This is a genomic window from Pantoea sp. EEL5 (assembly GCF_049892805.1).
GTDB classification, from domain to species: domain Bacteria; phylum Pseudomonadota; class Gammaproteobacteria; order Enterobacterales; family Enterobacteriaceae; genus Pantoea; species Pantoea ananatis.
In genome coordinates, this window is record NZ_JBNDNJ010000001.1 from 1190471 (window position 1) to 1216029 (window position 25559).

A 25559-nucleotide genomic window follows, 5' to 3' on the forward strand; every position below is an offset into this window, starting at 1 on the left:
TCAGGTTATCGCGCGGCAGTCGCGGCCATATCGACGGTTTTTGCCGTTACCGGCATACCAGGCATAAACACTTTTTGCAGGCCGGCAACGATAACCCGATCGCCCGCCTGTAAACCGGTGGTAACGATGCGTAATCCGTCCGCCATCGCGCCGGGATGAACATCACGACGTTGGGCTTTACCCTGTGCATCGACCACATAGACATACTTGCGGTCCTGATCGGTCAGCACGGCTTTGTCGTCGATTAACACGGCATTAAACTGCGCGCTACCGGGAAGGCGAACGCGGGCAAACAGGCCGGGCGTATAGGTGCGCTGGCGGTTGTCCAGAAGGGCGCGCATGCGGATCGTACCGGTGCTGGCATTAAGTTGGTTATCAAGAAAATCGACGTTGCCGCGATGTGGATAACCTTGTTCGCCGGCCAGGCCGATTTCAACGGGCAGGGCATGCCGCTGTTGTCCCTGACGTGCCATAGCCTGATAGTGCAGGAAGGTGGTCTCATCGACGTCGAAATAGACAAACATCTTGTCCTGCGAAACCAATGTGGTCAGTACGCTGGCGCTGTCGCCAGCGGTGACAAGATTACCGGCAGTAATCATGGCCCGGCTGGCCCGTCCGTCGATCGGCGCGGTGACGCGGGTGAAATCCAGATTGAGTTGAGCCATGTCGACAGAGGATTCGGCGGCCAGGACATCAGCCTGAGCCTGACTGGCTGTTGAACGTCGCTGTTCCCACATCTCGCGTGACACCGCCTGTGTACCCACCAGCTTCTCGGTGCGTGCCGATTCGCTGCGTGTCAGGCTGGCCTGACTGCGCGCGCGGGCCAGCGTCGCTTTTGCCTGTTCCAGTGCGGCACGGTAGCTGCGATCGTCGATGGTAAACAGGACCTGACCTTTCCTGACCTCGTCGCCTTCATGATAATTAACGCTGTCGATATAACCCGAAACGCGAGGCCGGAGCTGCACGCTTTCTACAGCTTCAACGCGCCCGTTGAAGCTGTCCCATTGACTGACAGGCTTCACCAACACATCCGCAACGCTGACGTCGGGCGGCGGCGGCGGGGCATTTTTAGCCTGGCCCGTGTCACAACCGCTTAGCAGACTAACCAGCAGCCCCATTCCCAGCAGGGAAGATCCCTGACGAACCCAGTGAGTAATCATTTTTGTGATCCCGCGATGACAGTGAAATAAGGCCCGAAGGCCAATATTTGCAACTTCTATGGTTGCAATTTATCGCGAGGAGTGTAGGCTTGTGCGACTAAGAACTGCAAGAATTACTGATACACTTTATGTGCGGTTTTCAACGCCGCGATCGGTGCCTGACAGCAGCCAAAAATAAGCCCCATAAAAAGTGCGGCATTTAATGTATTAATTAAACTTGCATTAAATGGCATTGTCAGCCACGCTTTAAGTGTAACTGCAACTGATACTAATACTGTTCGCGCCGCGACGGGAGAATAAACATGATGAGTAACGCTTTTATTCACGACCTGATTAGCTGGATCGATAACAATATCGAAGCACGTCTCGATCTCGATACCGTTTCTGAGCGCGCTGGCTATTCAAAATGGCACCTGCAACGGATGTTTAAAGAGCACACCGGCTATCCACTGGGTGAATACATTCGCATGAAGAAGCTGAAAAAATCGGCCGACCGTTTGACCAGCACCAACGAGCCTATCCTGAATGTAGCGATATCGCTGGGATTTGACTCGCAACAGTCTTTTAACCGCAGCTTTAAGCGTCAGTACGGTGTTGCCCCGGGTGCATGGCGCCGTCACACTGTGCCTTCGCAGTCAGCCATGCAGTAAAAGCAGTTTACCGCCAGGGCCAGGCAATCTGGCCCGCGCTTTTTTATCGCCCGCTAAAGCTGTTATCATCTGCATCCTGTTTAAAGGGATGCCATCATGTCAAAAAAACTGTGGGTTGGACTGGTTCTGATCCTTGTTCTCTGTTGGGTGGGGTTAAGACCTTATCTGACGTCTGCACCAGCCAAAACGTCGGCCTCGGATATCGCTGCCTTAACGGATGTGCGAACGGTCGCCCGTTGGGTGCTGCAGCATCAGCAACTGCCCGATTACTACATTACCAAAAAGCAGGCGCGTCGCCTTGGCTGGAATCCAGCGAAAGGGGACTTGTGTGAGGTATTGCCGGGGCGGGCCATCGGCGGCGATCGCTTTTCCAACCGGGAACGAAAATTGCCTGAACGCGCCGATCGCCAGTGGTTCGAGGCGGATGTGAACTACCGCTGTGGTCACCGTGAGGCTGACAGGCTGGTCTACTCCTCTGATGGTCTGGTTTTCCTCTCGACCGACCACTATCGCACCTTTAAGCCGGTTCAGTAACCATGCTGACCTTAAGCTTTGATCTGCGCCAGCTCATCGATCGCGAGGCTTTCTATCATGCGTTTGCGGCGCAGAGCGATTGTCCTGCCGGATTTGGCAATAATCTGGATGCGCTATGGGACTGGCTGACCGGAGGAATGGCGTTGCCCGCCACGATTCATCTGCTGCATGCAGAACGGCGCAATGAGGAACTGGCCCCCGTGGTGGCGTTGCTGGAAGAGGCGGCGCAGTCGCTGGCGGGCGAGCTGCGCCTGATTTACGGTTAGTGGCGCAGTGGCTTAAGCAGGGCTGTAAGTGACTCTCGCGCTGCAACCGGCAGGTCGCCCCCACCGGTATAGCCATTGTTTTCGATAATCACGGTGTTTAGCCCCACCAGCCAGTCGTAAATATAATAGGCCGTATGGTTTGCTGGCGCGGCGGAAAGTTTCGTCAGGCGCTGTCCTGCGCTGAAATTAACGCTGGGTGCCGGCGGGCGCGAGAAAACAGGCTGCCCGCGATTGACCCGGCTGCCAGGACGTTCCGATTCCGGACGCTGCAGGAAGCCCAGCCAGGCCACAAAATCCCCCAGCACCGTCATCGCGCGCGTGACCTGACGGTCAGCACGTGATTCATGCGTCATGCTCTGCGCATCGGGTTCATGCAGCGCCTGCTGCAGGGACTGCAGAATACCGGTACGAAAGCTGGCCGTGATCAACTCTTCGATCAACCACTCCATCGTGGCTTTATCAATATTCAGTAAAGCCAGCAGGCTCTGATTTTCCGGCAGCTGACGCAGGTGGTTAAGCCACAGGCTAAACACCTGACGCGGGAACTGTGCCGAGCCCTGACCGAAGCTGGTCTGCTTCGGGGCGGGCTGTTCAACTTCGTTATCGCTGAACAAATCAAATTCAAAGCCAATACCAAACTGATTTTCCGGGGCCTGAATGCTGGACGTCGCCGCCGGAACGGATGAGGTGGACTGGTTAAGCCAGAGCTGACGCAGGGCCTCGCGGGAGGGCTGTAAGCGCTCAAGCAGTTCGCCATGTAAACCGGTGCGGTGTTGTAAACACTTCAGCAGTGTATCGGCGATGCTTTGCTTGCGTGCCGCCTGGTCGGGCGATGCACCCGCTTCCGTCCAGGGCTGAAGGCGACGCTCGACAACGGTGTGCTGAATTTGTGCCAGTTGAGCGATCAGCATATCGCGACGGGCTTCAGGCTGCATTTCTTCCTGTAGCCAGTCAGACATCCGGTCCACGCCTGCGCGATCCAGTGCCAGCATGGAACCCCATTGCTGACCCGGCTGCCCCACCTGACGCTGCACTGCCTCGTCGACGTTGATCTGCTGATGCCGCGCATCGTAAGGGGTAATAGCCCAAATCAGACGGGGTTTCTCGCCCGCCTCATTGACCGGCTGGTGACGCTGCCATTCCCGTAACGCCTGACTGGCGACGTCAACATCCTGACGCTGGCTGGCGGCGGTGCAGATTAACAGCAAATCGATACTCTGGCGGGCGGCATAAATGCCCGGTATCAGTGTACGTTTGTGCTCCAGCAGGCGTGCGCGTAATGCATCCTGCTGCTGCAGGCGCTGGCGCTCTTCACGCAGGGCCGGATCGCTGGGCGTACCCGGTGCGGGCAGCTCCAGCATGTCTGCGTCATCATAGAGCGCGGTGCGCGGGGTGGAGCTAAGGGGAATAGTGACCTCAAGCGTGAGCAGGGCAAGTAATCCCAACGCCACGTTCTGCGGTTTACCCAGACGGTTACCGTTTAACGGGCAAACCTCGATCGGCAGCGACTGATCCTGCTCGCTGGCGGGAACAATCAGCTGCTCCGCGGGCAACAGGGCGTTATCCGTCAGCAGGCTAAGCGGAGCCAGTACCCGTGTGCTGTTACGAAGCTGATGGCGCAGATGCAGTAAACTCCGCACCAGCTCATTCAGGGCGGGCTCGGCTGGCCACAGCAGTGAAAACAGCTGCACGCGGTCGTCAACGCTCAGCCAGGGTGCCAGTTCAACAGCCTGTGGCCAGAAGTGGCGATCAAGCTGTGCGTCATACAGGTGATGACGACGGCACCAGGACCAGAGCGTGACCAGCGCGTCGCTCTCCAGGCCCGGCAGTGGCGTGGTTAAGCGATGGCGTTGCAGGCGTTGCAACACGCTGTCAATTTTTGCGGTGTCGGGCTGGGTGACACCTCCACCACAGGAGATGGCCAGGCGCAGCACGTCGGCCTCGCTTAGCAGCGTCAGCTCAACGGGCCACTCTGAAGAGAGGGGTTCCCGCTGGTGGGTAAAACGCGTTGCGGTGGCGAAGTCGAGATTGCCGGGATTCACATTCTGAAAATAATTCACCGGTTTATCACTTAACGCGGTGATCAACTGGCCCTGTGCATCGGCCACCATTTCCGTCAACAGCCAGGCTTTACCCGCCTGGGACTGGCCAAACAGCGCCAGCGTCACCGGGCGCGCAACCTGCTGCGCCAGGGCCTGGGCCTGTACACGAGCCTGCCGTAGCTGCAGGGTCAGGGTTTCGGCTTCCAGAGCCAGACGGGGCGACTGCTCGCGGGTATTCTCAATCCAGGCCAGGCTGCCGTTCAGGGCGTCCTGCAATAAACTCAGGCGTTTTGCCAGCGTCTGCGGCTGGCGGGGTTTTACCGATCTCATCGTTTACACACACTCCCGCTGTCAATCCAGTATTGCGCATTGGCATTGCCCGTGGCGGAGAGAGTATTGAGTTTGAGGCTCAGATGTTCAAGCGGAACACGCGTGCCATCATCCAGTTTAGCCTCGCTTAACACCAGATTTTCAGGGCCGGGCGCACCCGGACCGGCCTTCACGGCGAGCTTGACGCGCAGGACACTTTCCCCCGCAACCTTACGCGCCAGCGCTGCATCATTGAGCGTCAGGCTGTAGAGTGGCGAGGCAGGCCAGCGCTCATTATCTAACTGGCGGAATCCCAGGCACACGTTGCCGCGAATACGAAAGCTGGTTTTGCGATCCAGCGAAAACTGCTGATCGTCGAGGTCGATTTCGCTGTAGCACAGGTTTTCGTCCGTCAGCGCCTGATTTTCGTCCAGCATACCGAGATAACGAATGGTTGAATAAGGCTCAAAGTCGCCTGCACGGAACCAAAAGCTGCTCAGGCGCAAATCCAGCGCCAGCAGGCACAGCATTGCGCCGACCGCGGCGGTCGATTTGGGGTTATCAATGCGACCATGTTTATTAAACGGATACCAGTCGCTGGTGTGATAGCCCTCAAGCGATAAAATACGGCTGCCCGGTAGCGGCTGCAGATGACGTACCAGCGCCTGAATGCCGGGGAAGCGCGAAGGACGTCCGGTCAGCAACAGGACGTCACACTGGTAGAGTGACACCACTTCACACATAGAGCGCAGCGCCGGAATGATTGCCATGCGATGTTGCATAAACTCACCGTGCAACTGAGCCATGCTGACCACCAGCGGCACCTCAAGCAGATCAAAACGGCTGTTGCCGCCGAGTTCACGCTGAATTTCACCGTTAACAAACGCCAGCACCGCATCGGCAGGGCGCTGATCGACCAGTTCACCGAACAGCGCATTGATCTCGGCGTGGCTTTCCAGCGGATCCCAGTTTTCGTAGCGCTCCAGCACCGCCTGAGCCAGCGGGATAAACAGCTGCAGCGTCGCCTGCTGGCGTAACGTGGCCTGTCCGTCCATGCGGCTGTCGTGACCAAACAGCTTGTTGATCAGCGGCTCCGCCAGGGTCAGCCCGGCTTTTTGCAGGCTCTGTTGCAGAGCGGGTAAAATCCACAGCTGGATCACGTCCAGCAGAATATCGTCACCGGCGACTTTGAAGCCTTCACGGAACAGCAGGCGCGGGGTGATCTTGACGTTATTACCCTGGCCGTCGTCAAGACGATACTGGGTAATCGCTAAATCGGTGGTGCCGCCGCCTATATCAATAGAGGCAATACGCAGGCTCTTGCCCGGCAGTTCATCCACCTCACGCGGGCGGTCGGGACGTGCCATGCTGCTAAAGAAATCTTCTGCCCGTCCGGCAAAGTTCACCTGTGTTTCATTAAACAGCCACACCATCTGGCCACAGGTGGCTTCGTCCCACTCCATCTGCACATCCGGTACGGGCTTGCTGCTCTGGGCCTGGCTCTGCTCGGTAAAATCCTCATCGGCCGGGTGCCAGCCCTCGGCTTTCCACACCAGCGCGATGGCTTCCTGCATGCGGCGGCGGAAGATCTCCCGTTCAGGTTTTGGCATGGCGGACGGCAGGGTCAAAATAACGTGGCGCAGCTGACGCGGGGCATGGCTTTGCGGCATACGTTGGCGCTGTGCCGCACTGTTCATTTGCATTAGCGCCTGAGCCAGCAACTCACACAACATAAAGGTCATCAGCGAACTGCGGCTGTAGTGGGCGGAGAACACCGGTAAGCGTTCATCCACGGGCAGGGCGTACAGCGGCTGACCTTCATCATTCATTAACGAGGTAAACGGCGCGGCGCAGGCCTGAGGTTCCCCCTGCGGGCTCTGCTGATTAAAGCGCCAGCCCGGCTGATAGCGTGCCTCATCCCACAGGTAACGGCGTGGACTGGACAGGCCGGTACTGCCTTCCAGACCGGCGCGTTGCAGGGCCAGGCGACTGGCTTCACGCCCGACGCGGGTTAACGAGGGCCACATAAAAGCCTGCTCGCGGCCGCTTTCCAGTGAAAAATTGGCTTTACCAAAACGCGCTTCGGCAAATTCCAGCCGGCTGTCGAACAGTTCGTTATACACCCGATGCGGCTGAGACAGGTCGCGCATTTGCAGTTCATAGGTCTGCTTCAGGCCGTTGCTCTCTTCCGGATGGTCTTCCACCAGAATGCCGCAGGTGTGGGAATTCCCTACGTCGAGAATAATATCGACGTTGACCGCCGGGGTTTGCAGCGTGGCGGCCTGAATGTGGATCTCGGTCAGGTTAAGCTGCTCGCCCAGTAATTCCAGCAGGTTAAGGTAATGCGCCTGATATTCAAACTCGCGCAGTGCCTGGCTGATTGCCTGCTCCCGGCGATCGGCTACGCGGTCGGTGAAGGACTCACGCAACCAGCCATCAACCCAGGTATGGTCAAGGAATTCGCCCAGCTCGTAGTTATGCCAGGCCAGCGCAAAGGTCACGCCGTTCTGCGCATCGGAAGGCGTGAGTCCGAGTTGCTCGCCGCCGTCTTCATCAGCGACGCAGCGGGTATCGAAAGCCAGCGTGACGCGGTGCGTATTGCCGGTACTGTCGGGTTTATCCAGGGCCACCAGACGCATGCGCGCCCAGTTTTCAGGGCCGCCAATAAAGCGGCGGCCCGATGCGCAACGCAGCATCGGCAGGGGCAACCAGCAGGCTTCCAGCAGCGTCAGCGAGTCTGACAGGGCGATGTCGGTTTCAGGACGAACCACTTCAGGCGCGCCACCGTCCTGTGGGTAAAGTAAAAATTTGCCGCTGTTGCCGTCCACGTTCAGTCGCAGCAATGGGCCGTTTGCCGTCTGGCGCACAAACTGGCGTCGTGCCTGGGGCGCGGAAAGCTGCAGACCAAAATCCAGGAACTGCACGCCGCTGTTCTCAATCAGAGAAATTTTCTGCTTATCATCGATCAGGGGAGCCAACATAGTTACTTACTCTCACGCTTAATCGTAATGGGATACACACGATCCGCACTGTACTGCGCTTCACAGACGGCCGCGCCAATGCTGGAATGACACACTAACAATGGCATACGGTAACGGGATTTGTCCGCGCACCGGGCAGTAAAGCGGCTCTCAATCACCAGGTTTCCTGCGCTGGTCATCGCGGCCGTTACGTCGGCCTTACAGGTGGTATTGCCCTGGCTGATCTGCACGATGCCTTTCCCTTTATTGAACTGGAAACGCATCACCGGCGGTTTACCGGTCGGGGTTTTGATCTGTTCAATATCCACACGCCAGCGGCCATCAATGACCTGTACCTGTCCATCGCGCACGGCATCCGGCGTCACCACCAGATCGTCGGGTTTGGCGGGCACAGCAGGCACCACCACATTTGAAAGGGTTGATGAGGGCGCGGGCGCAGCGGAAGTCGGTGCAGCCGCAGTTGATGCATTTGCGACCACCGCCGCCGGTTTCTGCGGCAGCGTGGCAGACAGTTTTTCAGCAGACGCGACGACCGCCGGTGGCTTAGTGGCGGTAACCGGGGTGTTTTGCGCGACCGGTTGCGTGACCGTCACCGGTTCTGACTGAGGCAGATGCAAGATCACAGCGGTCGCTGCCGCGGCGGCAACCGCCAGGGTTGGAAGTAAATACCACAGGCGGAAAGGCCGACGACGCGCTGTCGCCGTGGGCGTAGGTTCTGGGGCCTGAACCGCGCTTTCCTGGACCGGCGGCGTCACGATCTCCGGCTCCGGTGCGATAACAGGTTCGGGTTCGGAGGCGGCAGGGATCGTCACCGGTTCGGGCGGCGGTTCAACCAGCACGGTTGGCAGCGACTCTTCAAGACTGTCTCGCAGGCAGGCCAGCGCATCGTCGCGATTCCGCTCCTGCGCGTCAACAAATCCCCAAAAGGTAATGACGGGTTTGCCGTTGACCAGATAAACATATTGCTGATTGGGAAACTGCAAGCTTTTGCCTAACAGCGCGCCGAACAGGCGCATTGCCGGATTGGCCGCACCGCTTGCGCTGGCGCTGATGGCTTGCAGATCCTGCTGACAGGCTGTGAGATGTTGTAAAGCCTGGCGGCGTTCATAATCGCTGGCGCCCATCCAGGACTTAACCTTGCCCGGGAAGGGCGAGTACCAGTCAAGCCGGTCGCCACGTTCGTTCGTTTGTGGAATCGCCAGGCAATTTGCCAGCGCGCTCTGACGGCGCAAACGCAGGGTTTCACGGATTTGCAGGGCGGACGCATATACAGGCTGGCCGTTCTCGCCCAAAGCCAGAACCGCATCCAGATTGCCGCTGCGCAGAAAAGTTTTTGCCACCTGTTAAGCCCTTATCGGTCGTTGTCTGAGGCAGAAGATCGCGTGTTATCGTCGATTACGGTGATTTTACGTGGGACAATGGCAAATCAAACCGCTGAAAAAGGGGATAAATGCGTGGTTTTTTGACCCGCTGGCGGGAAAATAACCAATGCTCAGATGATGTTACGCTGTTTTACGCTTTAATAACAGATGTGCAACCACACCGCCGACCAGGCCCCAGAACGCCGCGCCGATGCCGCAGAGTGTTACCCCGGATGCGGTGATCAAAAAGGCTATCAGGGCGCTGTCCCGCTCCTCGGGCTGCTCAAGCGCCCGTTGCAGACTGCCGCCGAGCGCGGCAAGCAGTGCCAGCCCCGCCAGCACCTGCACCATTACCGCAGGCAGTGCGCTGAACAACACGGCAATTAACGCGCCGGAAAAGCCAGCCAGCAGATAAAAAAAACCGGCCAGCGCGGCAGCTATCCAGCGGCGACGGGGATCGACATCCACATCTTCTCCCATGCAAATGGCCGCCGTAATCGCCGCCACACAGACCGAAAACCCGCCAAACGGTGACAAGACCAGGGCCAGCAGTCCTGTCCAGCTCATCAACGCGGAGACCGGGGGGCGGTAGCCATGGGCGTGCAATGTGGCGATGCCAGGTGCATTTTGTGACGCCATGGTCACCAGAAAATAGGGAAGACCCACACCGATAAGCACAGGCCATGAAAAGGTCGGCCAGACAGGGCCGGGAAGGCTAAAACTCGCCGCATGCGCGGGAAAATGAAGGCTGTTTTGCCCGTATGCGACAGCCAGGCCTGCCAGCAGCGCGATCAGAATGGCGTAGCGAGCCAACCACCGGCGTGCCAGTAACCAAACACAGCACATTGCGCCCGCCAGGGTAAAATTTACCGCTAAATCGCTAAACATCTGCAGGCCAAAGCGCAGCAAAATTCCAGCCAGCATGGCGGCGGCCAGCGAGGCAGGGATATAGTTCATTAGTCGGGCAAACAGGCCCGTCACCCCGCACAACACAATCAGGGCATTGGCAAAAACAAACACGCCGACGGCTTCGTGTATCGATGCGCCCTGAAGGCTGGTGGCGAGTAATGCCGCGCCCGGCGTGGACCAGGCGGCTAAGATCGGCATCCGGTACGCCAGAGAGAGCCCCGCTGAAGCAATGCCCATCGCCAGGCCAATGACGGAAAGCCAGCCGGCAATTTGCGCGGATGAGGCGCCCGCGGACAGGGCAACCTGATAAATAATCGCACCGGTACTGCTGTAGCCGACTAATACCGCCACCAGGCCGGAAACGGCCATGGGCAGGGTAACGGGAAAGGGTGCGTGGCGTGCTGACATGGTGTAACCCTCTTGTGCGTTATAGCGCACATCCTCGCACAGGGCGTTATAACGCACAAGTGTTACACTGAAGCGGTAAAGCAGGAGATAACATGGAAAATTTGCATCAATATCTTGGCGATGGGCTAAAACAATTGCGCCAGGCCAATGGCTGGAGCCTGAGCTTAACCGCAGAAAAAACGGGCGTCAGTAAGGCGATGCTGGGCCAGATTGAACGCGGCGAGTCCAGCCCCACGGTCGCGACCTTGTGGAAAATAGCGACCGGCTTCAACGTTCCGTTCTCATTTTTTGTTCATTCCGGGACACATTCCGCAGGCGAGGTGACCTGTTACCGGCAGCAGAATGCGCAGATGGCGGTTACGCCGCTGCTGCCTTACGACGCCCGGTTGCGTTTTGATTTACTGGCGGTTGAGCTGGCAGCGGGTGCGCAAAGCGACTCCACTGCCCATGAGAAAGGGGTGATTGAGCAGGTGGTGGTACTGGAAGGGGAACTGTTGTTAGGCGTGGAAGAGACCTGGCGACGGCTTAAACAGGGCGAAGCCTTTCAGTTCCGGGCCGACGTCGCCCACAGCTATCGTAATCCCCTTGACCGCCGCCTGCGGTTTCACAGCCTGATCCACTATCTGGGCCGAACCTGAGCTTACAAATTGAAACCAGCCGCGTCTGTTCAGGCCCGACCGGCATTTGTATACTTCGTTTCCCTTGTATGGCGCGCTTTGCAGGCGGTATCAACGCCCGCCGTCTGCGCCATACTGACGCTTTATCTGTTACCGATTTGTGAGGAATGACTATGGCTATAACCACACTTGATGCGAAAACCGCTCTGATCGTCATCGATCTGCAAGAGGGGATTGTTGCGCTGCCAGTTGTGCACGAGCCACAGCCGGTGATTGAACGCTGCGCGCGGCTTGCCAGCGCCTTCCGTGAAAAGGATCTGCCCGTCGTGCTCGTCAACGTGGCAGGCGGTGCGCCTGGTCGCAATGAACAGCCGCGTCACGAAGGCGAGCTGCCTGCAAACTGGGCGACCCTGGTGCCCGCCATGACACCGCAGCATAACGATCTGACCATCACCAAAAAAACCTGGGGCGCGTTTCATGACACCGCGCTGCATGATGAACTGCAAAAGCGTGGCATTACCCAGGTGGTCATTTGCGGCATTGCAACCAGTATTGGCGTGGAATCGACGGCGCGTGAGGCGTACGCATCAGGTTACAACGTCACGCTTGCAGTGGATGCGATGACCGATCTCAATAGTGATACGCACGAAAACAGCATCAAGCGCGTCTTTCCCCGCCTGGGTGAAACGGGCAGCTATAATGATGTGATTGCCAAACTGAACGCGCTGTAAACCCTGTCAGGCAGGCCTGGGATTGAGCAGCATCACGCCCAGTCCCTGGAAATCGTTCAGGTGACGCGTGACCTGAATGACATCGTGCTGTAGCGCCGTTGCCGCAATGAGCGCATCGGTTGCGGAACGTCAGTCGGGCAGGTGCAGCATGGCGCACCGGCCTGCGAACGGACCATCGGCAACCTTCTCTGGCGATCCGCCTCAAGCTCCTGCGTCTGATACTCGTGGTGCAAACGTTATGCCTGCTACCCATCCCGCCCTTCAAGACGCAAAATACCTGTCTCTGTTCCAGCCGCGTCAGGGCTGAAATGAACGTGCTGTCAAGGTCAATAGCATTAGCCCATGCCAGGACATGGGGATCAACACGCGGCGTGCCTGCCTTACGCAACTCAGAAAGGATCGGGTTATCCAGCGGATAACGCATCAGAAGCCGGCATCTCGGCCGGTGATGACAGGCCGTTCAGGTTCGAAATCAGTATCTGCCGTTTCAGGCATTGCCAGCGTCATGGCCAGATTTTTTTACCGCCCGTTAACCTCGGATATGCCTCAACCGTTAACAGGACATGAGCGGGTTTATCGTGATCGGTGATGTACACTGGACCTTCCTCCGCCCTTTTTTTCGCCTTGGTAACATCCTGATTAAAGGCACGACTGAAACAGATTTTGCTGCTCAACGTGCGTGCTCCTTATGATGTCGTTACTACATGAATTTTAGGGGCGTGGACTTTGTTTGAGCGAGTTTTGAACAAAAATTCGAGCGCTTTCGCAAATAGGTATTCTGGAGGCCGACGTTGACGGCGAAAGAGGGTAATGCGTCAGGGGATTGTGCCAGGCGCGACGAGAATAACCTGAGAGGTCGCCACGCTGCGCCGCCGCGTTGTGCTCACGCGGCGGCCATGTTCACTACTGGAAAGCGTAACTGACCGTCAGGCCCACGCTGTAGTTGCGCCCCGGAGCGGGTTCAAAGTAGCGACCGTTGCTTTCATTGACGATCACCGAGCCAACGTAGTTGCGGTCAAACAGGTTATCCACCCGACCAAACAAATCCAGCGTCCAGGCATCGACAAGCCACTTATAGCCGCTGTTGACCGAGGTGATGGCATAGGAAGGCGCACGGACCGCATTGCTGTCATCCGCTGCGATGTTGCTCATATAACGCCATTCCGCTCCGGCATAAAAGCCTTCTTCAGGTGCATAAGCCAGCCCGGTATACAGCACATTGCGCGCAATGCCCGGAATACGGTTGCCGTCGCAGCTGGCGTTGCCGCAGGCATTACTGCGGTAGCGCGCATCCAGCAGCGTATAGGCCATTTTCAGTCGCCAGTCGTAGTTAACCTGCTGATCGAACGCCAGTTCGAGGCCACGCCGACGGGTTTCTCCGGCATTTTTGTAAGTGGTGCGTCCGCCGCTGCTGCTGTCGACAACAATTTCATCCTGAGTATCGGTCTGGAAAACGGCAGCGCTGAGCAGGCCATTGCCCAGACGTTTTTTGCTGCCTAACTCAACCGTGTCGCTGGTCGCGGGTTTCAGCCCCAGATTCAGGCCGGACTGATCGTCTGAACGATAGGACAGCTCATTAATCGTCGGGGTTTCAAATCCACGGCCGGCAGATAAATAGGCATTCCAGCTGTCGTCAAACGCATACTTCAGCGCGGCGGCGGGCAGCCATTTGTGATAACGGGCATCGCCACTGTCATCGCCGTTGCCTGGCGTGATGTAAAAGTCGTTGGAGTCAAAACTGACCGTACTGAAACGGACGCCTGCATCCAGCGACCATTTTTGACTGAGCTGCCAGGTGGTCTGCAAATAGGGATCAAGATTCCACATCAGGTTACGTTCGTTGCGCCGCATATTTCCCTGCTCACCGAACTGCGTCACGCCGTTGGCCGTAGTGAAATTCTCAAAACCTTTGCGCTGTTCGCTCATGGTTTCGTAATCCAGCCCGGCAGTCAGCGTGACCGGAACCGAAAACAGATCATCACGGTGTGTCCAGCGGGTATCAATGCCCTGATAGTGGCGGGTCAACGCGATCACGCCGCCGGGATGCGATGGGCTTTGCTGAAAGTTGGCAGGAATGGACTGGAACTGCGTCGTTTCACGCATCCCGGCATATATCATCACGCTCAGGTCGTCGTTTTCGCTCATCCGACGCTGATAGTGCAGGCCGCCCTGGGTTTGATCGACGGTTTTGCGGGTGTTGTAAAGTGAGACATTACTGACAACCTGACGGGGATTCGCGCGCCACTGGTCAGGCGTCAACCCACCCGGGTCCTGCGCGTCGATATGTACGCTATTAAACAGTAAGGTCAGGGTGCTGACGTCATCAATGCGTACGCCCAGCTTTGCGTTACCCAGATTTTTTTGCGCGGCGCTGTGGTCGCGATAACCGTGAGTGGTAAAGCGCGAGGCGGAAAGCGTGTAATTAACATCGCCGGCTTTTGTGCCGTCGCCGGTGGCGCCGCTGACTTTCACGCTGTTGCGCCAGCTACCGTAGCTGCCAAACCAACTGCCTGCTTCAACCGTGGGGGGCTGCTGACCGGTCTGAGTGGTAACGTTAATGAGGCCGCCGGAGGCATTGCCATACAGCGCAGAAAACGGCCCACGCAGCACCTCCACCCGATCGACCGAACCGATATCAATATTGGACGTTTGTCCCTGACCATCCGGCATGGTGGCCGGAATGCCATCGACATAAATGCGCAGGCCACGGACCCCGTAAGTCGAACGGGAACCAAAGCCGCGCACGGACAACTGCAGGTCCTGTGCATAATTTTGTCTGTTTTGGATCTGCAACCCCGGTACGCTGGTCAGGTTTTCTGACAGGTTAACGCGCGGGGCGGCCTGACGCATATCGTCGCCGTTTACCACGCTCACGGCGGCAGGCGTATCAAGTTCATTAAGGCCTTTTTCTGGCGGCGCGGCGCTGACAACAAGGGTATTACCGCCATCTGCCGCAAACAGCGGCAGTGGAAAGAGTGCAGGCAGCACTAATAACGGCAGGCTTGCCTGGCGTGATCGCTTAATATTCATCGGTATTTGGCCTGAAAGCGTGGATCCCTGGGTATATGTCGCCTGCCAGAGTGACGAAAACAACGGTGGCTATCGGCAGGTCGCGAAAATGGTGGTACTAAATGAACCAACTGGAACAATCGCGACACATGTTACTGGTTTTGTCAGAGGTTTGGAAAGCGTAAATGATTGGCCGGTTTATGTGATCGCATCGTCGCCAACTTTGTTATTCTCTGACCGGCTCGCCCCCGCGAAGAGGCCTGTCGGGCCACGGTGTCTTCATGGCCCGTTACGCGCGGGTCACGGCGTGCCGACGGGACTCGCCGGGTAACAGATGCTACATTTGAGCCTGCGCCGTCAGGTAATCAGAAGACGGATACCCATAATCAGAACGAAGGAAATCAGCATGAAACAACCTGATGTTGCAGTACTGGGATTAGGGGCGATGGGGCATGCCTTTGCCGCTAATTTACTGAAAAAGGGGTTCAGGGTGTACGGCTGGAACCGCACCCGTGCGCGGGGGGAAGATTTGATTGCGGCGGGGCTGACGTTAACCGATTCCGCAGCGGAAGCCGTTCAGAAGGCGGACGTGGTAATTGCCATGTTGTCCGACGGCGAGACCACAGAGCAGGTCCTGCACGAGGCGAAAGCGGCGCTGAAACAGGGCGCAACGCTGTGCCAGATGGGCACGATCGGCGTTGAAAAAACGGATGCGCTGATGACTTTCTTTGCTCAGGCTCGTCCCGATGTGGTGTTTATCGACGCGCCGGTTTCCGGCACCAAGGCGCCCGCAGAGAACGCCCAGATTCTGGTGATGGCCAGTGGCGATCGGTCCCGTGCTCAGGCCGCAGAGGCCGTCTTCGACGCGATAGGTAAAGGCACGCAGTGGCTGGGTGAGGCGGGCAAGAGCTCGCGCATGAAGCTGGTCATCAACAGCTGGCTGATTGGTCTGATGCAGAGCCTGGCCGAAAGTACCCGGCTTGCCGACCAGTTTGGTTTCTCAACCGACGATCTGTGGCAGGTGCTGGACGGTGGCCCGCTGGCGGCGCCTTATGCCAAAATGAAGCTGGGCATGATGGCCAGCGATGATTATACCCCGCAGATGCATCTGCAATGGGCGCTTAAAGACGCGAAGCTGGCACTGGACGCCTCAGACAGTTCACTGCCCGCGCTGGAAAATATCGCCAGCGTCTGGCAGCAGGCCGTGGAAGCTGGGCACGGTGAAGAGGACTTAGCCGTGATCTATAAATATCTTAAGTCGCAATGAGTTCAAGGGTCAGTTTTGATTTCAGCACGCGCCCGCTGGTGCCGCTGGCGCACGACTATTCGCATGGTGCGACAGAACCCTGGCACCATCACAGCTGCGCGCAGCTTATTCATACGCTGAGCGGCGTCGTGCGCGTGGAAACAGAACAGGGCAGCTGGACCGTACCGCCAAGTCGTGGCGTCTGGCTGCCCGCTTTAACCCGTCATCGCTTGTACATTACCGGCGCAGTCGCCGCACGCACGCTGTTTATCGATCCCCTTGCCAGGGCCGATCTTCCCGCCAACTGCCAGGTCGTGCAGATTTCAGCGCTGCTGCGCGAGCTGATCATCCACGCCATCGATTTGCCCGTGTCCTATGCGCCAGCCAGCCGTAGCGAACGGATTTATGAATTGATTCTGGATGAAATTCGCGGCATGGATGCGCTGCCTTATGCGTTGCCCCTGCCACAGAGCCCACGTTTACGGGCGCTGTGCATGCAGATTCAGGCCGATCTGGCGGGCGACTGGTCTCTGGCGGCGGCCAGCGCCAGGCTCAACCTGTCTGGCCGGACGCTGGCTCGCCATTTCGTGCGTGAAACCGGCCTGCAGTTCAGTGACTGGGTCCGGCGGGCGCGCGTGGCTGTTGCCCTGACGCGTCTGGCGCAGGGCGACAGCGTATTGCGCGTGGCTTTGGATCTGGGCTATGAAAGCCCGAGTGCCTTTAGCGCCATGTTTCGCCGTCTGCTGGGTGTATCGCCAACGGACTATTTTCCTGCGGCAGAAAGTGGCTTGCCGCGTTAAGCAACGCCTGCAGTGCGGCGCGCGACGTATCATTGTCGATGCTGACGCCCCAGTGGCGTTCGCCCTGAAGGTTGATGCAGCTGACATAGGCAACTGAGCGGCTGTCGCTACGTTTTCCCAGCGTATGTTCATGATAATCTTCAATGGTCAGCGCCAGGTCGAGGGACTGACGGAGTGCCGTCACAGCGGCGGAAAGCAGGCCATTACCGCGGCCTGTCAGACGCAGAGTGCGGCCCTGATGATGGACGTGGGCACGCAGTTGCGTCTGCTCGCCCGACTCGCTTTGACTGTGCGCTTCCATCAGGCGCAGAGCGGGCTGCTCAATCTGATAGTGACGGCAGAAAAGCTGCCAGACAGCGTGCTGCGTCATTTCTTTACCGTGCAGATCGCTCTCCTGCTGAACGCAACGGCTGAAATCCTGCTGCAGAGGGCGGGGAAGTTGCAGGCCATGATTTTGCTCCAGCAACCAGGCGGCCCCGCTTTTACCCGACTGGCTGTTTACCCGAATCACAGCTTCGTAACTGCAGCCGATATCGGCAGGATCGAGCGGCAAATAGGGGATCTGCCACTGCGTTTCCTTATGCTGGCGGCGGTAAGCGAATCCCTTCTTAATCGCATCCTGATGCGAGCCGGAAAAAGCGGTAAATACCAGCTCACCGGCATAGGGATGACGGGGATGGACCGGCAGTTTATTGCAGTCGGTCACCACCTCAATAACCCGGGCCATATCACTAAAGTCCAGTCCCGGCGCAATGCCCTGGGTATAAAGATTTAACGCCAACGTCACCAAATCAACGTTACCTGTACGTTCACCATTGCCAAACAGGCAGCCTTCAATCCGATCCGCGCCTGCCAGCAGGGCCAGTTCCGCGCAGGCGACGCCCGTTCCTCTGTCGTTATGAGGATGAACGCTGATACATACCGCGTCGCGTCGGCTAAAATGACGGCAGAAAAACTCTATCTGATCGGCATAGACGTTGGGCGTATTCACTTCAACAGTGGCGGGCAGGTTGATGATCATGGGACGTTCCGGGCTGGGTTGCCAGACCTCTGCTACCGCCTCACATATCTCCAGCGCGAAGGCCGGCTCTGTAAAACAGAAGGTTTCGGGTGAATATTCAAAGCTCCACTGTGTGTCAGGCGCGGCCTCACATGCAGCACGAATCTGTCTTGCGCTCGTGGTCGCCAGCGCCACGATCTGTGTTTTACTCTGATTAAACACGCGTTCGCGAAATAAGGGGGCGGTGGCATTATACAAATGCACAATGGCGCGCGGTGCGCCCTCCAGTGCGCAGAATGTTCTGTCAATCAGGTCGTGACGTGCTGGCGTTAACACCTGCAACGTCACGTCATCAGGAATGCGCTTTTGTTCGATAAGATCCCGCACAAAGTCAAAATCCGTTTGCGAGGCAGAAGGAAAGGCGGCTTCAATCTCTTTAACGCCGCAGTCCAGTAATAATTGCCAGAACTGCAGTTTCTGCGCACGATTCATCGGCCCTGCCAGGGCCTGATTGCCATCCCGCAGGTCGGTAGACAGCCAGCGCGGCGCGCGGGTGATCTGCTGTGAAGGCCACTGGCGAGAGGCCAGATCAACGGACGGGAACGGACGATATTTCTCAGCCGGATGCATCAACATAGTCATCTCCTTGTAGGTGTTAATCCAGTGTGGCGTGGCGTTACGCCCGCCGCGCGCGGAAAACTGACAACCTGAAGCGCAAAAGTGACAATTTTGTTGACGCCTTGTGGCGCTGAGTGCGCAGGCGTTTGCTGAAGGGGAAAGAGAGCGGTAGCATAACCTGATGTTTCTCAAGGTGGTTCCCCTATGCTGGTTTTCGACGGGCACAACGATCTGTTACTCAATCTGTGGCTGTACCATCGCGATGCGCCCGCAGAGGCTTTCTATGCGGGCGTGCCAAAAGGTCACCTCGACTTTCCTCGTATGCAGCAGGGCGGTTTTGCCGGTGGGCTGTTTGCTGTTTTTGTGCCGCCGCAGGACTATCTCGCTCAGGTCGCCCCGGCTCGCGCCGCGCAAGAACCCTATGATCCGCTGACAATCATGTGGCAGCAGCTGGCGATACTGCAGCAGATCGCTGCGCAGTCAGCGGGCCGTGCCAGGCTATGCCACAGCGCTGCAGAGATTGAAGCCTGCCGTGCTGAGGGCGTGTTGGCGCTGGTGGCGCATATTGAAGGGGCCGACGCGCTGGATGCGGAGGGCGAAACGCTAAACGCCTTCTACCAGGCAGGTGTTCGCTCTATCGGCCCATTCTGGAATCTGAAAAATCGCTTCGGCGAAGGGGTTAACGGCAGTTTTCCAGGTTCGCCGGATACGGGGCCAGGCCTGACGGCAGAAGGGGAAGCGCTTATCAGGCAGGCCGCTGCCTTAAACATGATGATTGATGTGTCGCATATGAATGAAAAAGCCTTCTGGGATACGGCCCGGCTTTCCGCTGCGCCGCTGGTGGCCAGCCACTCTAATGCTCACGTTTTATGTGCTCAGCCGCGCAACCTGACCGATAACCAGCTTAAGGCGATGCATGCCAGCGGTGGGCTGGTTGGCATAAACTTTGGCAATGCGTTCCTTCGTGCTGATGGAAAACGCGACAGCGATACCGATCTGACAGAAATCGTCAAACATTGCGATCACTTAATTAACATAATGGGCGAAGATCACGTGGCATTCGGTTCAGACTTTGACGGGATCTCGCCGCCTGAGGCGTTAGGTGACGTCCGCGGTCTGCCGCGATTGCTCGCCGTTTTTCGCGACTCGGGCTATGATCAACGCATGCTGGAAAAATTAACGTGGGGAAACTGGCTGCGGGTTTTGCAACACACCGGACTGCACTAACATGTTTTCTTACGGGCTTTTCATTGATTTCACCTGGCCGTCTGCGTGAAAATAGTGTGACAAGGTTCGCATTTTAACCCCTGTCACAATGCTGTCTTGCAGTCATTCATTTGTCTGTTTATCTCAATCTATAAGGAAGAAAGTTATGTGGAAAAAACCAACGTTTGTTGACCTGCGCCTCGGTCTGGAAGTGACGCTGTACATCTCCAACCGCTAATCACTTGCCCGCCGTCTGTGCGGGCATTTTGTTTCAACACCTGGTTCCTTTCATGTTTATTAAAGTCCTTGGATCGGCTGCAGGCGGTGGATTCCCTCAGTGGAATTGCAACTGCCCCAACTGTGATGGTGTGCGTAACGGGACTCTGCAGGCCAGCCCGCGCACCCAGTCCTCCATCATCATCAGTGATAACGGTGAAGACTGGGTTCTCTGCAATGCCTCACCTGACATCAGCCAGCAAATACTGCACACGCCTGAATTAGTGAAAAAGGGCGTTCTGCGCGGGACCGCGATCGGCGGCATTATTCTTACCGACAGTCAGATTGACCACACCACCGGGCTGCTCAGCCTGCGTGAGGGCTGCCCGCATCAGGTGTGGTGTACACCCGAAGTGCATGACGATCTGACGACCGGTTTCCCGGTGTTTACCATGCTGAAACACTGGAATGGCGGACTTCAACACCGGCCCATTCGTCCGTTAACGCCGTTTAACGTGGATGTGTGTCCGGATCTCCAGTTTACCGCTATCCCGATCCTCAGCAATGCACCGCCGTATTCACCTTACCGTGACCGTCCGTTACCGGGCCACAACGTCGCGCTGTTTATTGAAAACCGCGCCAACGGCCAGACGCTCCTGTATGCCCCGGGGCTTGGGGAGCCGGATGCGGTGATCCTGCCCTGGCTTGAGCAGGCCGACTGCCTGCTGATTGATGGTACGGTATGGCAGGATGATGAATTACTGACCGCGGGCGTGGGTAAAAATACCGGCAAGGCCATGGGCCACTTGGCGCTTGCCGAAGAGCAGGGGCTGATGGCACTGCTCGCCCGTCTGCCAGCAAAACGAAAGATTTTAATCCATATTAACAACACGAATCCCGTTCTCAACGAACAGTCACCTCAGCGGCAGTACCTGACACAACAGGGCATTGAGGTGAGTCACGACGGGATGGCGATACATCTTCAGGACTAAACGATGCTGATTACGGAAACCCTGTCGCCGCAGGCCTTTGAACAGGCGCTGCGTGATAAAGGCGCCTACTACCATATTCATCACCCGTACCATATTGCGATGCATAACGGTCAGGCCACGCCTGAGCAGATTCAGGGATGGGTGGCGAATCGCTTTTACTACCAGACCAGCATTCCGCTGAAAGACGCGGCGATCATGGCCAACTGCCCCGATCCGGCAACCCGACGTAAATGGGTACAACGCATCCTGGATCATGATGGCAGCCAGGGCGAAGATGGCGGCATTGAGGCCTGGTTACGCCTGGGCGAAGCGGTGGGCTTAAGCCGGGATGAACTGGTCTCGGAGCAGCATGTTCTGCCGGGTGTCCGGTTTGCGGTTGATGCCTATGTCAGTTTTGCCCGTCGCGCGAACTGGCAGGAAGCGGCCTGTAGCTCGCTGACCGAGCTGTTTGCGCCTCAGATACATCAGTCGCGGCTCGACAGCTGGCCGCAGCACTATCCGTGGATCAAAGAAGAAGGTTACTTCTATTTCCGTAGCCGCCTGAGTCAGGCCAACCGCGACGTGGAGCACGGCCTGGCGCTGGCGCTGGCGTTTTGCGACACCGCCGAAAAACAGAACCGCATGCTGGAGATCCTGCAGTTCAAGCTGGACATTCTGTGGACCATGCTGGATGCCATGACTATGGCTTACGAACTTCAACGCCCGCCTTATCATAGCGTGACGGATAAAGCGGCCTGGCACACAACCCGACTGGTATAACGATGAACGAACACACAATTGCCGCCTTTCGCCGGGGCTACCGTATGCAATGGGAAGCGGCACAGGACAGCCACGTCGTGCTTTACCCGGAAGGCATGGCGAAACTCAATGAAACCGCCGCCGCCATTCTGGAGCTGGTTGACGGCAAGCAGGATATCGCCGCGATCATTGCCATTCTGGATGCGCGTTTCCCCGAGGCAGGCGGTGTGGGCGAGGATGTCAAAGAATTCCTGCAGTCAGCCTATGAACAGAAGTGGATACAGTTCCGTGAACCAGCATAAACCCGGCGTCAATCCGCCCCTGTGGCTGCTGGCCGAGCTGACGTACCGCTGTCCGCTCCAGTGCCCGTACTGCTCAAATCCACTGGATTTTGCCCAGCAGGAAAAAGAGCTGAGCACTGAACAGTGGATCGACGTCTTTCGCCAGGCACGCGCCATGGGCAGCGTTCAGCTCGGCTTTTCCGGCGGGGAGCCGTTAACGCGCAAAGACCTGCCCGACCTGATCAAAGCGGCACGTGACTTAGGTTTTTATACCAATCTGATTACCTCCGGGATTGGCCTGACGGAGAAAAAGCTTGAGGCTTTCAGCGACGCGGGACTGGATCATATTCAGATCAGTTTCCAGGCCAGTGATGAAACCCTTAACGCGGCGCTGGCCGGCTCTAAGAAGGCGTTTCAGCAGAAGCTGGAGATGGCGCGCGCGGTCAAAGCCCACGGCTATCCCATGGTGCTGAACTTCGTGCTGCATCGTCACAATATCGATCAGATCGATAAGATTATCGACCTGTGCATCGAGCTTGAAGCCGATGATGTGGAGCTGGCGACCTGTCAGTTTTACGGCTGGGCGCAGTTAAACCGTGAGGGATTGCTGCCTACCCGTGAGCAGATCGCCCGGGCCGAAGGCATCGTGAATCAGTACCGTGCGCGCATGAGCGACAGCGGTAGCCTCACCAATCTGCTGTTCGTGACGCCTGACTATTATGAAGAACGTCCCAAGCCCTGCATGGGCGGTTGGGGCGCGATCTTCCTGAGCGTCACGCCCGATGGCACCGCGCTTCCGTGCCACAGCGCACGCCAGCTGCCGGTGGCTTTTCCCTCTGTGCTTGAACAGAGCCTGGAGGATATCTGGTACCACTCGTTTGGCTTCAACCGCTATCGCGGCTATGACTGGATGCCGGAACCCTGTCGCTCCTGTGACGAAAAAGAGAAAGATTTTGGCGGCTGTCGCTGTCAGGCCTTTATGCTTACCGGCGATGCAGACAATGCCGATCCGGTCTGCAGCAAATCGCCGCACCATGGCAAAATCCTTGATGCCCGCCGTGAAGCCGACTGCAGCGACATTAAAATTGGTCAGCTTCAGTTCCGCAATCGCAGCAATTCTCAGCTGATCTATAAAACGCGGATTCTGTAATGCATTCACGCTGCCTGCAACTCAATGGACTGAACGTAACGCTGTGCCACCAGCCGGACGCCACCCAGGCGGCGGCGCTGGTCAAAGTGGCGGCAGGCAGCCATGACGAGCCAGAGCGCTGGCCTGGACTCGCGCATTTGCTGGAGCACCTGCTTTTTACCGGCAGTCAGCGCTGGCCGCATGATGGGCGGCTGATGAGTTGGGTTCAGGCGAACGGCGGACAGGTGAATGCTACCACCCGGGCACGCGAAAGCGCCTGGTTTTTTGAGGTCACCCCCGACAACTTCAGTGAAGGCCTGTTGCGCCTGCAGGATATGCTGAGTGCGCCGAGCCTGACCCGCGAGGCCATCAGCCAGGAAATCGCGGTGATTGATGCAGAGTACCGCCTGCTGCAGCGCCATGCTGCGGCCCGCGCGGAAGCCGCCATGTTTACGCCAGTGACGTCTCCGGCGCAGTTTAAACGCTTTCATGTCGGGAACAGGATGTCGTTCGGTGACAACGTCACTAATTTGCAGGCGGCGCTGCGGGCTTTTCATCAGCGCTTCTTTCAGTCAGACAACCTGACGCTGTGGCTGCAGGGCCCACAGTCGCTGGAACAGCTCACCGCGTTGGCGAAGGCGTTTGCCGCTGCGTTTCAGCCACGCAACAGTGCCAGGCGGCCCGATGCCCCGGTAACGCTTTCGCCCAACAGGGCGCTGGCGTTACAGCAGGAAGGGCCATCAGCACTCTGGCAAAGCTGGATTTTACCCGCGCAACTTCGTGACAGTGTCACTTTACTGCGCGAGTTTTTCCTTGATGATGCCCCAGGCGGGCTGCTGGAAACGCTGTATGCACGCACGCGGGCCAGCCAGCCTGACGTGAAATGGCTTTATCAGTCGGACGCGGACATGTGGGTGGCGGTCACGTTCGTCACGGAGGATCCGGCCGCTGTTCCGCCCCTGATCGCGTCCTTTCTTGAGGCGCTGCGCCATACCACGCCGGTGCAGCGGCAGCACTACTGGCAGCTGGCGCAGCAGCGCCTGGCCGCACAGTCCCCCCTGCAGCAACTTCAGTCGCGCGCGCTGGGCTTTGCGGCCGTGGGCGACTGTCCCGACCTGGACGCCTTACTGAACGAAATGCACGCCGCCACAGCGACCACGCTGATGTGCGCCGCCGAGGTTAAAGGTGAAACGCACAGGGTTCAGGGTTATGACCTGTCACTGACAGCCTGGCAAAAGCCCGTGATGAATTGCCCGCCCGTCAGGTGGACATTTTACCCGCAGCCGAATCTCTTGCCGCTGCGTGCAGAGCCGACCGGTCAGGCCGTGTTACCCCATATCACACCGGATGAGACGCAGGGCACGCTGGTGCTGCGTCCTGAACTTTATACAACATGGGCAGCCGGCGCGGCCTGCGAGCCTGAGTTACGCCCCGTGTTTGCGGTGCTGCGGCATTTTTCCGGCAGCGGAGAGTGGCGTGAGGTGCAGGGCGTCTGGCAACTCACCCTGCGCCTGCCGTCAGACAAGACACTGCTCAGTGCGGCACTGGGGCAGCTTGTGCAATGCCTGATGCAGACACACAGCGTATCCACGCCGGTGATACCGGGCATTGCGATACGCGAACTGCTGCGCCAGCTGCCGCAGCGGCTGGCGACGTCACTCAATCCGCAATGCTGGCGTGCCGTCCTGCTAGGGGGCAATGCCGAACAGCATCGGCTCGTGTCCCGGCAGTTGAGTGTGCTGACGGTCAATTCCCCCACGCGCCCTGAGTACCGCTGCGTAGGCGGTGAAACCTGTATTCCCCATCCCAGCGATGACAGTGCCGTACTGCTGTTTATTCCCCTGGGCGACCCGCAGCAGGTAGCCGCACTTCGCGCGCTGGCGCTGATCTGTGAGCCGCGCTTTTATCAGCGCTACCGGGTAGAACAGCCGATCGGCTACGTCGTCAGTTGCCGCTACCATCGCAGTACGGATAGCGATGGTCTTCTCTTTGCGCTTCAGTCACCGGATTGTCCGGCATCGACCCTGATCCAATACTGCGAAGACTTTCTGCGTGACATAGCGATCTACATCGCCCAGCAGGCAATCGATCCGCTCAAAACGCCGCTTTTGCAGGTGAAAGAAGATGCACGTGAAGTGGCGTTACGCCAGGCGAATGGGTTGCCAAACCTGGAGGCGGAGAAGATAGCCGCACTCACTGAGGGAGAGGTGAAGCAGTTACAGCAACAGTTACTGACCGATCGGCACCGCTGGCAGATCCTGTATGCTAAAGGTAAGAATTAGAATAATCACACACTGATATTGCTGAATAATTTTGATTGTTTACGCCAAATCTGTTCACTTTTACTTCCTGCTTA

Annotated in this window: 22 protein-coding genes; 14 read left to right on the forward strand and 8 right to left on the reverse strand. The window is 57.7% G+C overall.

Translation table 11 applies throughout. The features are described from left to right. Window positions 1-5 precede the first annotated feature (5 nt). Window positions 6-1160, reverse strand: coding sequence for an efflux RND transporter periplasmic adaptor subunit (locus ACPXSQ_RS05780; protein WP_013025715.1), 1155 nt, complete (start codon window positions 1158-1160; stop codon window positions 6-8). Between the two features lie 302 nt (window positions 1161-1462). Here ACPXSQ_RS05780 and ACPXSQ_RS05785 point away from each other — a divergent pair, with 302 nt between their 5' ends. The 3 genes from ACPXSQ_RS05785 to ACPXSQ_RS05795 all read left to right on the forward strand — a co-directional run bounded on the left by ACPXSQ_RS05785 (window position 1463) and on the right by ACPXSQ_RS05795 (window position 2610). Further along, window positions 1463-1810, forward strand: a complete 348-nt coding sequence (locus ACPXSQ_RS05785) for a helix-turn-helix domain-containing protein (RefSeq protein WP_013025716.1) — start codon at window positions 1463-1465, stop codon at window positions 1808-1810. 96 nt (window positions 1811-1906) lie between these two features. Then, a complete protein-coding gene (locus ACPXSQ_RS05790; protein ID WP_014605886.1) occupies window positions 1907-2344 on the forward strand; it encodes a ribonuclease domain-containing protein in 438 nt (145 codons plus the stop codon). Between the two features lie 2 nt (window positions 2345-2346). After that, window positions 2347-2610 carry a barstar family protein gene (locus tag ACPXSQ_RS05795; protein WP_014605885.1) on the forward strand — a complete coding sequence of 88 codons (264 nt, stop codon included), beginning with the start codon at window positions 2347-2349 and terminating at the stop codon, window positions 2608-2610. On the opposite strand, the gene ACPXSQ_RS05800 is transcribed toward ACPXSQ_RS05795, so the two are convergent. The 4 genes from ACPXSQ_RS05800 to ACPXSQ_RS05815 all read right to left on the reverse strand — a co-directional run bounded on the left by ACPXSQ_RS05800 (window position 2607) and on the right by ACPXSQ_RS05815 (window position 10620). Further along, window positions 2607-4982 carry a virulence factor SrfC family protein gene (locus tag ACPXSQ_RS05800; protein WP_014605884.1) on the reverse strand — a complete coding sequence of 792 codons (2376 nt, stop codon included), beginning with the start codon at window positions 4980-4982 and terminating at the stop codon, window positions 2607-2609. The genes ACPXSQ_RS05795 and ACPXSQ_RS05800 overlap by 4 nt on opposite strands. After that, window positions 4979-7942, reverse strand: a complete 2964-nt coding sequence (locus tag ACPXSQ_RS05805) for a virulence factor SrfB (protein WP_013025720.1) — start codon at window positions 7940-7942, stop codon at window positions 4979-4981. The genes ACPXSQ_RS05800 and ACPXSQ_RS05805 overlap by 4 nt, the downstream gene beginning before the upstream one ends. 2 nt (window positions 7943-7944) lie before the next feature. Beyond that, window positions 7945-9282, reverse strand: coding sequence for an SrfA family protein (locus ACPXSQ_RS05810; protein ID WP_072138746.1), 1338 nt, complete (start codon window positions 9280-9282; stop codon window positions 7945-7947). A 162-nt stretch (window positions 9283-9444) separates the two neighbouring features. After that, window positions 9445-10620: a benzoate/H(+) symporter BenE family transporter gene (locus ACPXSQ_RS05815; RefSeq protein ID WP_210456231.1), complete on the reverse strand. Its 1176-nt coding sequence runs from the start codon at window positions 10618-10620 to the stop codon at window positions 9445-9447. Between the two features lie 92 nt (window positions 10621-10712). On the opposite strand from ACPXSQ_RS05815, the gene ACPXSQ_RS05820 reads away from it, so the two are divergent. Further along, window positions 10713-11258, forward strand: coding sequence for a helix-turn-helix domain-containing protein (locus tag ACPXSQ_RS05820; RefSeq protein ID WP_014605881.1), 546 nt, complete (start codon window positions 10713-10715; stop codon window positions 11256-11258). Between the two features lie 152 nt (window positions 11259-11410). Further along, the gene (locus ACPXSQ_RS05825; protein WP_014605880.1) at window positions 11411-11968 is read left to right on the forward strand and encodes an isochorismatase family protein; all 558 of its coding nucleotides are present in this window, start codon (window positions 11411-11413) and stop codon (window positions 11966-11968) included. A 503-nt stretch (window positions 11969-12471) separates the two neighbouring features. Here ACPXSQ_RS05825 and ACPXSQ_RS05830 read toward each other — a convergent pair. Continuing rightward, window positions 12472-12564, reverse strand: coding sequence for a hypothetical protein (locus tag ACPXSQ_RS05830; protein WP_336246565.1), 93 nt, complete (start codon window positions 12562-12564; stop codon window positions 12472-12474). A 307-nt stretch (window positions 12565-12871) separates the two neighbouring features. Further along, a complete protein-coding gene (gene pqqU, locus ACPXSQ_RS05835) occupies window positions 12872-14998 on the reverse strand; it encodes a TonB-dependent receptor PqqU (RefSeq protein ID WP_210456230.1) in 2127 nt (708 codons plus the stop codon). Window positions 14999-15383: 385 nt separating this feature from the next. Between pqqU and ACPXSQ_RS05840 the strand changes: the two genes are divergently transcribed. Together ACPXSQ_RS05840 and ACPXSQ_RS05845 are read left to right on the forward strand one after the other, a co-directional pair. After that, complete coding sequence (locus ACPXSQ_RS05840) at window positions 15384-16244, forward strand: NAD(P)-dependent oxidoreductase (protein ID WP_210456229.1); 861 nt, start codon at window positions 15384-15386, stop codon at window positions 16242-16244. After that, window positions 16241-17023, forward strand: a complete 783-nt coding sequence (locus tag ACPXSQ_RS05845; protein ID WP_028715115.1) for an AraC family transcriptional regulator — start codon at window positions 16241-16243, stop codon at window positions 17021-17023. The genes ACPXSQ_RS05840 and ACPXSQ_RS05845 overlap by 4 nt, the downstream gene beginning before the upstream one ends. Here ACPXSQ_RS05845 and leuA read toward each other — a convergent pair. After that, complete coding sequence (gene leuA / locus ACPXSQ_RS05850) at window positions 16944-18659, reverse strand: 2-isopropylmalate synthase (RefSeq protein ID WP_426143099.1); 1716 nt, start codon at window positions 18657-18659, stop codon at window positions 16944-16946. The two genes, ACPXSQ_RS05845 and leuA, sit on opposite strands and share 80 nt — an antisense overlap. 186 nt (window positions 18660-18845) lie before the next feature. Here leuA and ACPXSQ_RS05855 point away from each other — a divergent pair, with 186 nt between their 5' ends. The 7 genes from ACPXSQ_RS05855 (at window position 18846) to pqqF (ending at window position 25485) form a co-directional block, all read left to right on the forward strand. Next, on the forward strand, window positions 18846-19868 hold the full coding sequence (locus ACPXSQ_RS05855) for a dipeptidase (RefSeq protein ID WP_013025730.1): 1023 nt from the start codon (window positions 18846-18848) through the stop codon (window positions 19866-19868). Between the two features lie 145 nt (window positions 19869-20013). Beyond that, the gene (pqqA, locus tag ACPXSQ_RS05860; protein ID WP_009090272.1) at window positions 20014-20085 is read left to right on the forward strand and encodes a pyrroloquinoline quinone precursor peptide PqqA; all 72 of its coding nucleotides are present in this window, start codon (window positions 20014-20016) and stop codon (window positions 20083-20085) included. 52 nt (window positions 20086-20137) lie between these two features. Further along, on the forward strand, window positions 20138-21055 hold the full coding sequence (gene pqqB, locus ACPXSQ_RS05865) for a pyrroloquinoline quinone biosynthesis protein PqqB (RefSeq protein ID WP_014593676.1): 918 nt from the start codon (window positions 20138-20140) through the stop codon (window positions 21053-21055). 3 nt (window positions 21056-21058) lie between these two features. Next, window positions 21059-21814, forward strand: coding sequence for a pyrroloquinoline-quinone synthase PqqC (gene pqqC, locus ACPXSQ_RS05870; RefSeq protein WP_013025732.1), 756 nt, complete (start codon window positions 21059-21061; stop codon window positions 21812-21814). 2 nt (window positions 21815-21816) lie between these two features. Then, entirely contained in the window at window positions 21817-22095 is a 279-nt protein-coding gene (gene pqqD / locus ACPXSQ_RS05875; protein WP_013025733.1) for a pyrroloquinoline quinone biosynthesis peptide chaperone PqqD, read from the forward strand. Then, window positions 22082-23224: a pyrroloquinoline quinone biosynthesis protein PqqE gene (pqqE, locus tag ACPXSQ_RS05880; RefSeq protein WP_013025734.1), complete on the forward strand. Its 1143-nt coding sequence runs from the start codon at window positions 22082-22084 to the stop codon at window positions 23222-23224. Before pqqD ends, pqqE begins: the two co-directional genes overlap by 14 nt. Then, the gene (gene pqqF, locus ACPXSQ_RS05885) at window positions 23224-25485 is read left to right on the forward strand and encodes a pyrroloquinoline quinone biosynthesis protein PqqF (RefSeq protein WP_426143103.1); all 2262 of its coding nucleotides are present in this window, start codon (window positions 23224-23226) and stop codon (window positions 25483-25485) included. Before pqqE ends, pqqF begins: the two co-directional genes overlap by 1 nt. Window positions 25486-25559 lie beyond the last annotated feature (74 nt).